15 protein-coding genes are annotated in these 13,102 nt (G+C 64.7%); 7 read left to right on the top strand and 8 right to left on the bottom strand.

Annotated features, from left to right (window positions below; translation table 11 throughout):
* Positions 1–20: 20 nt before the first annotated feature.
* Together OIE68_RS28690 and OIE68_RS28685 are read left to right on the top strand one after the other, a co-directional pair.
* A complete protein-coding gene (locus tag OIE68_RS28690) occupies positions 21–881 on the top strand; it encodes an alpha/beta fold hydrolase (protein WP_327094171.1) in 861 nt (286 codons plus the stop codon).
* A gap of 41 nt (positions 882–922) precedes the next feature.
* Positions 923–1,354, top strand: a complete 432-nt coding sequence (locus OIE68_RS28685; protein WP_327094170.1) for a nitroreductase family deazaflavin-dependent oxidoreductase — start codon at positions 923–925, stop codon at positions 1,352–1,354.
* A gap of 150 nt (positions 1,355–1,504) precedes the next feature.
* Here OIE68_RS28685 and OIE68_RS28680 read toward each other — a convergent pair whose 3' ends face one another.
* The 3 genes from OIE68_RS28680 to OIE68_RS28670 form a co-directional block, all read right to left on the bottom strand.
* Positions 1,505–2,149, bottom strand: a complete 645-nt coding sequence (locus OIE68_RS28680) for a TetR/AcrR family transcriptional regulator C-terminal domain-containing protein (protein ID WP_327094169.1) — start codon at positions 2,147–2,149, stop codon at positions 1,505–1,507.
* The gene (locus tag OIE68_RS28675) at positions 2,146–3,048 is read right to left on the bottom strand and encodes an alpha/beta hydrolase (RefSeq protein ID WP_327094168.1); all 903 of its coding nucleotides are present in this window, start codon (positions 3,046–3,048) and stop codon (positions 2,146–2,148) included. Before OIE68_RS28675 ends, OIE68_RS28680 begins: the two co-directional genes overlap by 4 nt.
* A 96-nt stretch (positions 3,049–3,144) precedes the next feature.
* Positions 3,145–5,196, bottom strand: coding sequence for a prolyl oligopeptidase family serine peptidase (locus OIE68_RS28670; RefSeq protein ID WP_327094167.1), 2,052 nt, complete (start codon positions 5,194–5,196; stop codon positions 3,145–3,147).
* Between the two features lie 169 nt (positions 5,197–5,365).
* Between OIE68_RS28670 and OIE68_RS28665 the strand changes: the two genes are divergently transcribed.
* The 3 genes from OIE68_RS28665 (at position 5,366) to OIE68_RS28655 (ending at position 8,707) form a co-directional block, all read left to right on the top strand.
* Positions 5,366–6,340, top strand: coding sequence for a dipeptidase (locus OIE68_RS28665; protein WP_327094166.1), 975 nt, complete (start codon positions 5,366–5,368; stop codon positions 6,338–6,340).
* A 195-nt stretch (positions 6,341–6,535) separates the two neighbouring features.
* Entirely contained in the window at positions 6,536–7,936 is a 1,401-nt protein-coding gene (lpdA, locus tag OIE68_RS28660) for a dihydrolipoyl dehydrogenase (RefSeq protein WP_327094165.1), read from the top strand.
* Between the two features lie 69 nt (positions 7,937–8,005).
* Positions 8,006–8,707: a polysaccharide deacetylase family protein gene (locus OIE68_RS28655; protein ID WP_327094164.1), complete on the top strand. Its 702-nt coding sequence runs from the start codon at positions 8,006–8,008 to the stop codon at positions 8,705–8,707.
* A gap of 6 nt (positions 8,708–8,713) precedes the next feature.
* On the opposite strand, the gene OIE68_RS28650 is transcribed toward OIE68_RS28655, so the two are convergent.
* Positions 8,714–9,130 carry a PPOX class F420-dependent oxidoreductase gene (locus OIE68_RS28650; RefSeq protein ID WP_327094163.1) on the bottom strand — a complete coding sequence of 139 codons (417 nt, stop codon included), beginning with the start codon at positions 9,128–9,130 and terminating at the stop codon, positions 8,714–8,716.
* Between the two features lie 151 nt (positions 9,131–9,281).
* A complete protein-coding gene (locus tag OIE68_RS28645) occupies positions 9,282–9,680 on the bottom strand; it encodes a helix-turn-helix domain-containing protein (RefSeq protein WP_327094162.1) in 399 nt (132 codons plus the stop codon).
* Between the two features lie 100 nt (positions 9,681–9,780).
* On the opposite strand from OIE68_RS28645, the gene OIE68_RS28640 reads away from it, so the two are divergent.
* The gene (locus OIE68_RS28640; RefSeq protein WP_327094161.1) at positions 9,781–10,632 is read left to right on the top strand and encodes an SDR family oxidoreductase; all 852 of its coding nucleotides are present in this window, start codon (positions 9,781–9,783) and stop codon (positions 10,630–10,632) included.
* A gap of 150 nt (positions 10,633–10,782) precedes the next feature.
* Here OIE68_RS28640 and OIE68_RS28635 read toward each other — a convergent pair whose 3' ends face one another.
* Positions 10,783–11,160, bottom strand: a complete 378-nt coding sequence (locus tag OIE68_RS28635; protein ID WP_327094160.1) for a VOC family protein — start codon at positions 11,158–11,160, stop codon at positions 10,783–10,785.
* 144 nt (positions 11,161–11,304) lie between these two features.
* Here OIE68_RS28635 and OIE68_RS28630 point away from each other — a divergent pair, with 144 nt between their 5' ends.
* Positions 11,305–12,072, top strand: coding sequence for a TetR/AcrR family transcriptional regulator (locus tag OIE68_RS28630; protein WP_327094159.1), 768 nt, complete (start codon positions 11,305–11,307; stop codon positions 12,070–12,072).
* Positions 12,073–12,082: 10 nt separating this feature from the next.
* On the opposite strand, the gene OIE68_RS28625 is transcribed toward OIE68_RS28630, so the two are convergent.
* Entirely contained in the window at positions 12,083–12,214 is a 132-nt protein-coding gene (locus OIE68_RS28625; protein ID WP_327094158.1) for a hypothetical protein, read from the bottom strand.
* A 275-nt stretch (positions 12,215–12,489) separates the two neighbouring features.
* The gene (locus OIE68_RS28620; protein WP_327101835.1) at positions 12,490–13,023 is read right to left on the bottom strand and encodes a carboxymuconolactone decarboxylase family protein; all 534 of its coding nucleotides are present in this window, start codon (positions 13,021–13,023) and stop codon (positions 12,490–12,492) included.
* Positions 13,024–13,102: the final 79 nt, after the last annotated feature.

Here is a 13,102-nt window from a genome sequence, read left to right as displayed (position 1 = left end):
CGTCGGCTAGCGTGCGCTCTATGGAGACAGTTCCGATCCAGATGCCGGACGGCACCACCGTGCCGGTGCGGCTGTTCCCGGCGACCGGTGCGCATCGGCATCCGGTGCGCCCGGATGCGCCGCGTCCGGTTGTGGTGATGGTGCCCGGCCTCGGTGTCCCGGCCGGGTACTACGAACTGTTCGCCCAGGAGCTGGCCGCGCGCGGCTTCGATGCCGCGATCGGTGAGCTGCGCGGCGCGGGTGACAGTCGCCCGCGCCCGAGCGCCGCGAGCACCTTCGGCTACCACGAACTGGCATCGGTCGACTTCCCGGCGATCTTTTCGGTGGTGCGCGACCGGTTCCCGGACAGCACCCCGTATCTGCTCGGCCACAGCATGGGCGGCCAGCTCGCTGTGCTGTACGCGTCACGGATCCGCGGCCGCCTGGGTGGGCTGATCCTGATCGCCTCCGGCACCCCGTATCACCGTGGATTCCGGGGTATTTCGGGTCCTGGCATGCTGGCCGGCACCGCAGTCATGTCGCTGACGGCCAATCTGGCCGGCTTCTGGCCCGGCGACCGGATCTCGCTCGGCGGCTTCGGACGTCAGTCGAAAGTGCTGATGTCGGATTGGGCCCGGCTGGCCCGCTCCGGCCGCTTCGTGCCGGTCGATGCGGATATCGACTACGAAGAGCGGATCGCCAGACTGAAGCTGCCGGTGCTGTCCATCACCATGACCGGCGACGATCTCGCGCCGAGCAGTTCAGCCGCACACCTGCTGGCCAAGATGCCCGAGGCCGAGGTGACCACCTGGGTACAACCGGAATCGTTGGGGCACAACGGCTGGATCCGTCGGTACGGCAGCACGGTCGATCAAATCGAGAAATGGCTGCGGGACCGCTGATCGGCGTACATGTTCCGGCAAGCCGTCATAGGCTGGTGCTCGTGTCGAATGAGCAACGGCGGCAACTACATCTGGATGTCATCGCGGAATTCCGCGCCAATGCGGGGAAGGTCGGCGGGCAGTTCGCGAACATACCGCTGCTACTGCTGACCACCACCGGCGCCCGCACAGGCGAATCCCGAACCTGGCCACTGGCATATCAGCGCGACGGTGACCGGGTAGTGGTCTACGCCGCAAACGGCGGACGGCCGAATCGTCCGGGGTGGTACCACAATCTGGCGGCGCATCCCGACGCTGTCGTCGAGGTCGGCACCGAGTCCTGGCCGGTAGTCGCATCTTTCGCGGAAGGCGGCGAGCGGCAACAACTTTGGGACCGCAAGCTGGTGGATGCGCCATTCCTCGCCGACTTCCAGGCCAAGGTGTCCTGGCAGATCCCGGTGGTCATCCTGGCTCCCACCAACGGCAATTCCTAGGCGCGGCTGGAACAACGACCAAATCCTGTCGTTCGGACCCACCAACGTCAGCAGTGACCAGCCCGCAGCAGGAGACCCTGCACTCGGTGGACAGCAAGTTCGAGAGCCTGCTGCCGAAGCGCGGATTGGCTGCGGCCCCGTCGAGAGGTGCTAAGTGTGGTCGGCGATCTCGCCGAGGTGCCTGCTGAAGCCGTCGAGCATCGCCGTGAGGCCGATATCGAAGTGGTCGGTGTCGGCGGTGGCGTCGGCAGCTGCGGCGAGGGTGTTGTAGTCGGGGGCGTTCGGGGTGGGCTTGCGGCTGCGCTGGGCTGCTACGGCGGCGACTGTGTGGCTGAGGATGTGTCCGACTACGTATTCGCGTAGGCATCGGGCGAACTGCAGGGCTACCGCGGCGGTAAAGCCGACGCCTTGTAGACGTTCGAGCATCCAGTTTCCGGTTTCGATCGCCGCGCCGCTGCGGACCGGTCGTGTTGCGAAGATCGGCACGGCATTCGGGTGTCGGCGCAGAGTGGAACGTAAGCGATGTGCGTAGGCGCTCATCAAGCCCGGCCAATCTTCCTGCCACGGAAGGGTTTCCATTTCGAGTTCGTCGAACATTACCTCGGCGATGCCGTCGAACAGGTCCTGCTGATCGGTGAAGTGCCGGTAGGCCGCCATCGGGTCCGCCCCGAGTGCCGCACCCAATTTCCGCATGGTGAAGCCGTCCAGCCCCGCCGTATCGATGACGGTCAGCGCTGTCGCGGCGATATAGTCGCGATTCAATGCGATCCGGGTGGTCGGCTTCGGCTTGTTCATGCGCTCATCTCGTCGAACAGCGCCACCAGTCGGGCGACGAACTGCTCCGGCTGCAACTGGTAGGGCACATGTCCGCCAGGGAATTCCACACAGTCCCGGCCGAGTTCGTCGGCCAGCGCATGCGCGGCAACGTAGTACGGCTTGCCGACGCTCTCGCGTCCGGTCGCGAGCCGCCACGGCACCTCGACCTTCCGGAGGGCGGCCAGGTCCGGGTGGTAGTCGAAGCAGAAGGCGGGCAGTTCGCGGCGCAGCAGCAGGTCGGCATTGTTCAGTTGGCGGGTCATGGTCGAGGGCTGAGTTCGGGTGATCCGGCGGAGTGCGGCTCCGATCGCGAGCGATACGCGACTTGCGCCGGCCAGCAGAGTTTGTCCCGGACTCGACCGGAGGATCCATGGCACATTCGGCATGGTCAGAACACCGAATGCCGCGAACGCCCGCATCGGACTCTTGGCAACGGCGAGTGCGCCTATGTCGGCGATCTCCTGCCGCGCAGGGCTTTCGACGGGCAGCAGTTGGACCAGCGGCGGTTCGTGCACGATCGCATCGATGAGCCGATCTTCAGATGCGGCAAGCAGTTCGAGCGTGATGATTGCGGCACCGCTGCTGCCGAAGATGTGGGCGCGCTCGATCGCGTAGGCGTCGAGGACCGCGATGACATCCGCGGCCTGCGTCGCGACATCGATCGCGGCGCGTGGCTCGGTGAGCGGGCTGCGCGAATTGCCGCGCCGGTCGAAGGTGATCACACGGAAGCTGTCGGCCAGCAGCGGCACGACAGCTTCGTACATTCCGGCATCACCGCCGCCTCCGGAAATGAGGACCAGGTCCGGCCCGGTTCCGGCCGCTTCGGTATGCAATCGCGCGCCGGCGGTTTCGACGATGCGTACGACGGTTTCGGCCACTACAGCTCCTTGTCTACAACGTAGATCGAGTCTACAGCGTAGACACACCGCAAAAAGTCGGCCCGGTGCAGGATGCACCGGGCTGGTCGGACGTGATTACCGTTCCATCAACATCTGGGTGAAGAACTCGTAGATGAGTCCGGCCTGGAATGCCGACTGCTTGTTGTCGGCCGCACCGCCGTGGCCGCCCTCGATGTTCTCGTGGTACCAGACCGTGTGGCCCTGTTCCTCCAGCAGCGCAGCCATCTTGCGGGCATGGCCAGGGTGGACCCGGTCGTCGCGGGTGGAGGTGGTCAGCAGGATCGGCGGGTAGGACGCGTCGGCGCGGACGTTCTGGTAGGGCGAGTACTTGCTGATGTACTCCCACTCCTCGGGCTTGTCCGGATCGCCGTATTCGGCCACCCACGACGCACCGGCCAGCAGCAGGTGATACCGCTGCATATCGAGCAACGGGACCTGGCAGACGATGGCGCCGAACAGTTCCGGATAGCGGGTCAGCATGACACCCATGAGCAGGCCGCCGTTGCTACCGCCGACCGCGCCCAGTTGTTCATGCGTGCTGATGCCGCGGGCCACCAGATCCTTGGCGATCGAGGAGAAGTCCTCATAGACCTTGTGCCGGTTGGCCTTCTGCACCGAGGTGTGCCACTGCGGGCCGTATTCGCCGCCGCCGCGGATATTGGTCATCACCCAGGTGCCGCCGCGTTCCAGCCAGCCCATACCGGAGGCGCCGCTGTAGGCGGGGGTGCGTGATACCTCGAAGCCACCGTAGCCGGACATCACCGTCGGGCCGGGGGTGTCCTTGCGATCGCGGTGGCGGATCACGAAATACGGCACCACGGTTCCGTCATCGGAGCGCGCGAAGAACTGCTCGGTCTCGATGCCCTCGGCGTCGAAGAAGCCGGGTTCCTGTTTGAGTTGTTCGGACCGGCCGCCGACCGCACTTGCGAGCAGGGTGGCGGGAGTGGTGAATCCGCTTGTGGTCAGCATGAATTCGTCGCCGCCCTCGAGCGGGTCGAGATTCATCACGCTGGTGGTCGCCATCGGCGGGGTGTCGGCGAGCGGCTCCCTGTGCCAGCCGTCCGGACCCGGCGTGAGGACGTAGAGCTTGGTCTGCACATCCTCGAGGGTGATCAGCAGCAGATGGTTCTCGGTCCAGCCGTAGCCGTGCAATGAAGTGTGCTCGTCCGGGGTGAAGATCACCTCGAACTCCCGTGCGCCGGAAAGGAATTTCTCGAAGTCCATGGCCAGCAGTGCGCCGGCCGGGTAGGTCTTGTCACCGATTTCCCACGGCGACTTCAGTCGGACCAGGAACCAATCCTTGTACCAGGACTCGCTGGCGTCGGTCGGTACATCGAGATGCCGCAGACTGCCGTCGCTTTCGAGCAGGTACACCTCTTCGTTGAAGAAGTCGGTGGCACGACCGACGAAATGCCGTTCATAGCCGGGTGTCCGGTCGTACCCGGCCGAGACCGCGACATCGCCCGCCTCGCCCTCGAATACCGTTTCGGCCTCGGTGAGGGGGGTGCCGCGCCGCCAGCGCTTGGCGATTCGCGGATAGCCGGAATCGGTGAGCGCACCCGGCCCGAAATCGGTGCCGGCATAGACCGAGTCGATATCAATCCAGCGGATCTCGGATTTCGCCTCGGGCAGGAAGTAACCGCCGTCGGTCGGCTCGATGAATTCCCTTGTTTCGATATCGAATTCGCGCACGACCTTGGCATCCGCGCCGCCGCGGGACAGGCTGATGAGCGCACGCGACTGTTCCGGCCGCAGCACCGCGGCGCCACCCCACACCCAGTTCTCGCCCTCGGTGGTGCCGAGTGCGTCCAGGTCGATCAGCACATCCCACTCCGGCGCTTCCTTGGCGTATTCGGCGAAGGTGGTGCGCCGCCACAGCCCGCGCGGATGTTCGGCATCGCGCCAGAAGTTGTAGAGCCAGCGGCCGCGCCGACCTGGGTAGGCGATCTTGGTGTCGGTGTCGAGCATGTCCAGGATGCGGCGCTCGAGCTCGGTGAACCGACCGGAGCTGGCGAAACGCTCGACAACCACCTCGTTGTGCGCGCGGGCGAAGTCGAGGGCCCGCTCATCGGTTACTTCTTCGAGCCACAGGTAGGGATCGGTCACAGTTTGCTCAACGCCCGTCATGTCCACATTGTTGCCGAGAGGCTTTAAAGGTGAGATATCACTCGATGAATCGGGCAATTCGGGCGGCCTGTTACCGGTTGCTCGACATCGATTCAAGGAGTGACATACGTACCGGTCGGATCAGTAGGATCGCTGCTCCGATACCGAACCGAGGTGGAAGGTGGCCGGTTTGCCACAGTTTCTCTGGGAGCAGCACTGCTGCCTGCCATTACTGCATTCCGCTCGGATCGCCGATCTGGCGCGCTATCCGCTCGGGTCGTATTTATCGGTGAACGTCGGGTATTCGCGCCAGTCGACCGAGGATTCGCTCGCGCTGCTGCACAAGTTCCGCCGGGACGCGCTGGGCGACGGTCGGTTCCGGCTGGTCGAGCGGTTCGCCGATATCCGTGCCGCCGATACCATTTCGCTGGCTTTCGACCTGGAGGATTCGGGGCCGCTGGGCGGTGATCCGGATAACCTCGAGATGTTCTACGAACTGGGCGTTCGCTCAATGCTGCCGACCTACAACCACGCCAATGCGGCCGGTTGCGGCTGTCTGGATCCCGACGACACCGGACTCACCGCCTACGGCCGAGATCTGGTGCGCAAACAGAACGAGGTCGGCATATTCGTCGACGGTTCGCACTGCTCCCGCCGCACCGGACTGGACCTCGCCGAATGCACCGGGGCTCCGATGATCTACAGCCATTCCAATTTCGCCGCACTGTGGGCGCATCCGCGCAATATCACCGATGAACAGGCGCTGGCTTGTGCCCGGACCGGCGGGGTTATAGGTGTCAATGGAGTGGGAATCTTCCTTGGTCAGAATGCGATCGATGGCCGGGCCGAGCGGGTCGCGGCAATGGCCGCGCATATCGAATACGGTGCGGAGCTCGTCGGGATCGAACATATCGGCATCGGATCCGACTACTCCTTCGATGCCGAGGATTTCAATGACATGCTCACGCAGGATCCGGGGGCGTTTTCCGACGCGTATACCAAGTGGGGGCCGCTGCAATGGGTGCCGCCGGAAGATCTGCTCGGACTGAACGAGCTGCCCGGACTGGATGCCGAGCTTGCCGGTCGTGGTTTCAGTGCCGGGGACCGGGCGGCGGTGTTCGGTGGCAACTTCGCTCGGGTCGCCCAGCAGGTCTGGCGCGACTGATCCGGGGCACCCACAATCCGTTCATTTTGTTCTCGACCGCGATCGGCACTGTGAACCGGGCGTCGCGAGCCGTAGTGATCTGCGGCCGAGCCGGGAATCGCCAGGCCCCGGGCATCCGAGGCGTTGACCAGGCGCATCCAACCTTGGTGGGGGACGGGTGGGTGAAGTTTGCTCGACAGAGTTAGGCTCGACGGCGTGACTTCCCATTACGACGTTGTCGTTCTCGGTGCCGGTCCTGGCGGTTATGTCGCCGCCATCCGTGCGGCACAACTTGGCCTCCGTACCGCGATCGTCGAGCAGAAGTATTGGGGTGGTGTCTGCCTCAATGTGGGCTGCATCCCTTCCAAGGCGCTGCTGCGCAACGCGGAACTCGCGCATATCTTCACCAAGGAAGCCAAGACCTTCGGCATCTCCGGCGACGTGAGCTTCGACTTCGGCGTCGCGTTCGACCGCAGCCGCAAGGTCGCCGACGGGCGGGTCAAGGGCGTCCACTTCCTGATGAAGAAGAACAAGATCGACGAGTTCGACGGCAAGGGCACCTTCACCGACGCGAACACCCTCTCGGTCGCCCTGTCCAGCGGCGGCACCGAGACGATCACCTTCAGCAATGTCATCATCGCCGCGGGCACCGTCACCAAGCTGCTGCCGGGCACCTCGCTCAGCGCGAATGTGGTGACCTACGAGGAGCAGATCCTCACCCGCGACCTGCCCGGCTCGATCCTGATCGTCGGCGCCGGCGCGATCGGCATGGAGTTCGGCTACGTCCTGAAGAACTACGGCGTCGACGTGCGCATCGTGGAGTTCTTGGACCGTGCGCTGCCGAACGAGGACGCCGACGTCTCCAAGGAGATCACCAAGCAGTACAAGAAGCTCGGCATCACCATCACCACCGGTGCGGCCGTGCAGTCGATCGACGACGACGGTTCCAAGGTCACCGTGTCGATCAAGGACAACAAGACCGGCAACTTGGAGACGGTCACCGTCGACAAGGTGCTGCAGGCCGTCGGCTTCGCGCCCCGGGTCGAGGGCTACGGCCTGGAGAGCACCGGTATTGCGCTCGAGCGCGGCGCCATCGCCATCGACGACAACATGCGCACCAACGTGCCGCACATCTACGCCATCGGTGACGTGACCGGGAAGCTGCAGCTCGCCCACGTCGCGGAGGCCCAGGGCGTCGTCGCCGCGGAGACCATCGCCGGTGCGCCCACGGTCACCCTCGGTGACTACCGGATGATGCCGCGCGCCACCTTCTGCCAGCCGCAGGTCGCCAGCTTCGGCCTCACCGAGCAGCAGGCCCGCGACGAGGGTTACGACGTGAAGGTCGCCACCTTCCCGTTCACCGCCAACGGCAAGGCGCACGGTCTCGGCGATCCGACCGGCTTCGTCAAGCTGGTCGCCGACGCCAAGTACGGTGAACTCCTCGGCGGCCACCTCATCGGTCCGGATGTCTCCGAACTGCTGCCGGAGCTGACCCTGGCCCAGAAGTGGGACCTGACCGTCAATGAGCTGACCCGCAACGTCCACACTCACCCGACGTTGAGCGAAGCCCTGCAGGAAGCGTTCCACGGCCTCGCGGGCCACATGATCAACTTCTGATCCCTGTCGAAGACGGTGGTGTTCGGGTCGAAAGGTCCGGGCGCCACCGTTTTTCATTGGAGCTGAACGATGCGACGTAAATGGTTGATCGGTAGTGCGCTGGTGCTCGTGGTGGTGTTGGCGCTGACGGTCGGCGGCTACTACCTGATGAACTCGCGCACCTTCCAACTGGCGGGGCGGCTCGTGAACCGAGTCGAAACCACCGACAAGGTGGTCGCATTGACCCTGGACGACGGGCCGACGGACAAAGCGCCCGAAGTGTTGAAAGTCCTTGCCGAAGCGGGGATTCCGGCTACTTTCTATCTCATCGGTCGTGATCTGGCCGCGCATCCCGAATACGGCAGGGCCATGGCGCAGGCCGGTCACGAAATCGGCAATCACACCTACGACCATCGCCGCATGGTGCTCGTCTCCGGCGATACCGTCCGCGACGAGATCGAGCGAACCGACGCGGAAATCGCGAAAACCGGTTACCAGGGTCCGGTCACTTTCCGCCCGCCCTACGGCAAGAAGCTCTGGGCGCTACCGAAGTACCTCTCCGACCACGACCGCACGACGATCACCTGGGATGTGGAACCCGACTCGGGCAAGCAAGCGAGTACCGATGCCATCGTCGCCGAAACCGTCTCCAAGGTGCGGCCCGGCTCCATCGTCCTGATGCACGTCATGGGCCAGTGGAATGAATCCCTTGCCGCCATTCCGCGCGTAGTCAGCGAACTGCGTTCCGCCGGTTACCAATTCGTCACGGTGTCGGAGCTTCTGAAGCACTGAGAATCGTCAGAGCATGCCGTAGGCGTGGGTGGGCGTCAGGCGAACGAGGGCGCGTCGGTCGGTGACCATTGCCTTGCGGTATTCGTCCCAGTCGGGGTGCTCGCCTGAGCCCGCTCGGTAGTAGGCGACCAGTTCGTCGACACTGGAGTCGTTGGGGTCGGCGGCGACGGGTGTGAGATCGACGGTGCCCTCGATGACTGCGTAGGCGAAGAAGTCGTCGCGGGTGACGTGGATTGCGGCCCACGGATCGCGCACCAGATTGTGGTACTTGGCCCGGTCGGCGGTGATGGAGATGCGGATGATCCCGTCGTCACCCACCACATGCAGCACATTGGACAGCTGTGGGCGACCATTGCGCCGGATCGTGGTGAGCACGGACCGCTTTGTGGTCCGCGCGAAATCGACAGCCGAGGAAATTTCCATACCCACACCAACCCACCACAAGCCCCCGACCTTCCCGCTGGTCAGTTGATCACCATGTAATGGTTGCGGCACCGGCCGAGACCAACGCCACTAGTACATGGCCCTGGACGAGGTGCTCGCCGATGGGCGCGCATCCGCCGACCGATCCGGGTTAGTCGCGGTGGTAGGCGGCTTGGGCTTCGAGGACTCGGGGCATGTTGGTTTCGACGACCTGGATGAGGTCTTCGAGGCGGTCGGCGACTAGGGCGCCGAGCTCGGTGAGGGTGTATTCGACTCGCGGCGGGATGGTTTCCTGCACCTCGCGATGGACCATGCCGTCGCGCTCCAGGGCTTGCAGGGTCTGCGAGAGCATGCGCTCGCTGACGCCGTCGACGCGGCGGCGCAGGGCGCTGAACCGGTACGGCCCCTCGCGCAGCGCGACCAGGGCGAGGGTGCCCCAGCGGCTGATCACATTCTGGAGCACCGGTCGTGACGTGCAGTTCCGGGCGAATACGTCGGCTTCCAGCGTCGGATCGTCGGTATCCACCAACGGCGTGCGCTGAGTGGTCATGGAATCAATGGTACCCAACTTGACCAAAGTGTCTACGGAATGCATAGTGCTTACTATTAGTTAGTACTTGATGAAACGTACAGACCCATGGAGGTAAATCATGACCGTCGCCGTAACCGGAGCCGGTGGGCAGTTGGGCCGTCTCGTTGTCGAGGCGCTGTTGCGCGAGGGGTCCACGCCGGTGGTCGCGATCGTGCGTGATCCGCAGAAGGTCGCTGATCTGGCCGAGCGGGGCGTCGAGGTCCGAGAGGCCTCCTATGACGACGCCGAAGCCCTCGACCGCGCCTTGGCCGGTGTCGATCGGGTGCTGTTGGTCTCCGGAAACGAATTCGGTGCGCGAGTCGCCCAGCACACCAACGTAATTCGGGCCGCCGAGCGTGCGGGCGTGAAACTGCTCGCCTACACCAGCATTCCGCGCGCCACCGAGAACCCGCTCATTCTGGCCCAGGAGCACCGGGGCACCGAGGAGGTGCTCGCGGAATCGACTGTCCCGCACACTCTCCTGCGCAACGGCTGGTACTGGGAGAACTACTTCGGCGCGCTCGGGCACACGGTCGAGTCCGGCGTGCTGCACGGCGCCGCGGGTGCGGGTCGCGTCGCCGGTGCCGCGCGCGCCGACTATGCCGAGGCGGCTGCCAAGGTGCTGACCACCGATGGCCACGCGGGCCGGATCTACGAGCTCGGCGGCGATGAGCGCCTCACCTATGCCGAACTCGCCCAGGTGATTTCGCAGGTCTCAGGCAAGCCGGTGCGCTACGAGAACCTGTCCAAGGAGGACTACAGCGCGGCGCTCGAGCAGGCCGGTCTGCCCGGCAACTACGCCGCGGTGCTCGCGGATGCGGACGCCGGAGTCGGCGACGGCATCCTCGATGTGGACTCCGGCGACCTCCAGAAACTGCTCGGCCGCCCCTCCACCCCCGCCGTCGAGGTCTTCGGCGCCGCTCTCGCCTGAGGTATTCGAGGGTGAGTTCACCCGGTTGCACGCCGCCGTCGCAACATAGCGATACAACGTGCAAACCCGGTGTGCGTCAAAGGAATTGGTTGGCCAAGACGCCGAGGTTGCATGCCCTGCTTACGGCACGGCATGCAACCGCGACTCTCATCAGACCCACTGCACCAATTGCAGGATGATGCCGTTCGGATCGGCCGTCTGGAAGTACCGCTCACCCCAGGGCTCGGTCTCGATCGCGGTGACGATCGGCACGCCCTCGCCCCGGAGCCGTTCGTACTCGGCATCGATATCGTCCACGACGAACGCGACCAGTAGCCCCTCGCCCGCACTTCCCGCTTTGTCTTTCGGCTTGAAGCTGTCGAGACCCGTGCGCAGGTAGCACACGGTGAAACCGGCATCGGGGCGGGCGACCGAGACGAAACCGTCGGCCGACATCTGCTCTGTGAAGCCGAGGTGGTCGATGGCGAACTTTGCCGAGGCCTGCGGGTCGGCGACATTGAGCGAGATGGCGGAAGCGGTGATTTTCACAAGGTCCTCCTCGGGAGCTGGACTCAAATACTATACTAAGTACGCTGTACGTTGTAGATAAATTCCCGAGTGGACGCACTGTTATGCGGGTCACGCCGATACGATCGGCTTTCGCGCGGGATCTCGCGAACATGAGGAGGCGGCATGGCCGAGCAGTCACGGGACCGCAGCAGCGCGGGCGATCCCGTGCGCACCTTGGAACTGCTGTGGCGCGTGCCTGCCGCGTCGGTGCGCGGACCGAAGCAGCGCAGCAGCGTGGATGCGGTGGTCGCGGCGGCCATCGAAATCGTGGATGCGGATGGGATCGGCGCGCTCACCATGCGAGCGGTCGCCACCAAGCTGGGCTTGACCCCCATGGCCACCTACACCTACGTGCCGGGCAAGGCGGAACTCGTCGACCTGATGCTCGACGCGGTCTATCGGGAGATGCCGCGTGCCGACCTGGCCGGTCTGCCCTGGCGTGATCGCGTCACGACGGTCGCCGCCGAGAATCGCGCCATGCTGGTCCGCCACCCGTGGGTCGCCTATCTGCCGACCACGCGGCCACCGCTCGGCCCGGGTGTCGCCGCCAAATATGAACACGAACTGCGCGCCTTCGACGGCCTCGGTCTCGACGACCTCGAGCTGGATGCCGCCGTCACCTACGTCCTCGGCTTCGTCACCTCGGTGGCTCGCATCGCCATCGACACCGAACGCGCCGCAACCGAGAGCGCCATGTCCGACCGGCAATGGTGGGAACGCGCCGCCCCGCTACTGGCTCAATTCTTCGATGCCGAGCGCTACCCGCTGGCCGCCCGCGTCGGCGCGGTCGCGGGGCAGGCGTACGACTCCGCCTACAGCGCCGACCACGCCTACGAATTCGGTTTGGTGCGAGTCCTGGACGGTCTGGCCCAGCTCATCGAAAACCGCTGAGCCGCAGGGCCTATTGATCGCCGGACTCGTTGTGCGGTTTCGGATGCCGCGTGGTGTCCGCACTGCTGGGAAGCAGGAAGCTGGTGATCACGATGGACAGAAGAATGAATCCCGCCACGATCAACACGAGGCTGACAGTCATGACGGCCCCTTTCTCCTCTAGAGCCGACAGTTACCTGTCAGCTAGCTTGATGGAGGGGTTTCCGATCCTGGTGCTGTCACACTATGGCGTGCGACACACGTCGGTTAATGTCTCGAAAGCTATGGTGCTGCATGACGACGGGGGTGAAAGTCGTCATTCTGTGCGTGTCGCGTTTCAGTTTAGGGGCTATCGAGGGTGATCGCTATGGAATTGCTAAATCGAGAATGGGCGGCGTTGGCGAGGGGTGCCGCCCTGTGCGCCAACGCCGCGGTCGGTCAGACGCCGTCGCGCTGGATCCGCAGCGCGGTGATGGTCGCGGCCAGCCCCTCGTACTGATTGATGAGCAGCACGATTTCGATCAGGCTGCGCTCGTCGTAGTGCTCGGCCAGCGCGGACCAGGTGGCGTCGTCGATATCGCGGGTTTCGACCAACTTGTCGACGGCGGTGAGTAGCGCGCGATGCTTATCCGACCACCCGTCGGCAGCGGGGCCGGTGCGAATCCGGTCCAGGATCTGCGGCGTGACGCCCGCCCGCCTGCCGAGGCGAATGTGATGGTCCATTTCGTAGGCGCAGTCGCGCAGTTGTGCGACGCGCAGGATGACCAGCTCGGATTCGTGCCGGGGCAGTCGGCCGCCCGGCATCAGCCGCCCCGAGAAGTGCAGCCAGCCGCGGAACAGTCCCTTGGTGCGGCCGAGTGTGCTGAACAGATGTGCGTCGTCCGTCCCTGCCGCGCGTGAAAGTATCTGCCAGACAACCCAATTGATCGGGCCCAGCTCCCGGAGCCGACCGGGTGAAATGCGTGGTTGCAACGCCGAAACCATGCTCATGCCTCCTTGTCCGCCGCCGGTGGCGGGATCCGTCCTGCCGGACCGAATCCGAGCGTACTAG

The organism is Nocardia vinacea (assembly GCF_035920345.1).
Lineage (GTDB): Bacteria > Actinomycetota > Actinomycetes > Mycobacteriales > Mycobacteriaceae > Nocardia > Nocardia vinacea_A.
Note: the sequence above shows the minus strand (reverse complement) of the source record. Positions and strands in the feature narration are given on the sequence as shown.

What these genes read in the sequence shown, in the direction of transcription:
- OIE68_RS28650 (WP_327094163.1), bottom strand. Translation starts at nt 9,130, where the DNA reads ATGGAAATTTCCTCGGCTGTCGATTTCGCGCGGACCACAAAGCGGTCC.
- OIE68_RS28630 (WP_327094159.1), top strand. Translation starts at nt 11,305, where the DNA reads ATGGCCGAGCAGTCACGGGACCGCAGCAGCGCGGGCGATCCCGTGCGC.
- OIE68_RS28670 (WP_327094167.1), bottom strand. Translation starts at nt 5,196, where the DNA reads ATGACGGGCGTTGAGCAAACTGTGACCGATCCCTACCTGTGGCTCGAA.
- OIE68_RS28690 (WP_327094171.1), top strand. Translation starts at nt 21, where the DNA reads ATGGAGACAGTTCCGATCCAGATGCCGGACGGCACCACCGTGCCGGTG.
- OIE68_RS28680 (WP_327094169.1), bottom strand. Translation starts at nt 2,149, where the DNA reads ATGAACAAGCCGAAGCCGACCACCCGGATCGCATTGAATCGCGACTAT.
- OIE68_RS28640 (WP_327094161.1), top strand. Translation starts at nt 9,781, where the DNA reads ATGACCGTCGCCGTAACCGGAGCCGGTGGGCAGTTGGGCCGTCTCGTT.
- OIE68_RS28625 (WP_327094158.1), bottom strand. Translation starts at nt 12,214, where the DNA reads ATGACTGTCAGCCTCGTGTTGATCGTGGCGGGATTCATTCTTCTGTCC.
- OIE68_RS28655 (WP_327094164.1), top strand. Translation starts at nt 8,006, where the DNA reads ATGCGACGTAAATGGTTGATCGGTAGTGCGCTGGTGCTCGTGGTGGTG.
- OIE68_RS28645 (WP_327094162.1), bottom strand. Translation starts at nt 9,680, where the DNA reads ATGACCACTCAGCGCACGCCGTTGGTGGATACCGACGATCCGACGCTG.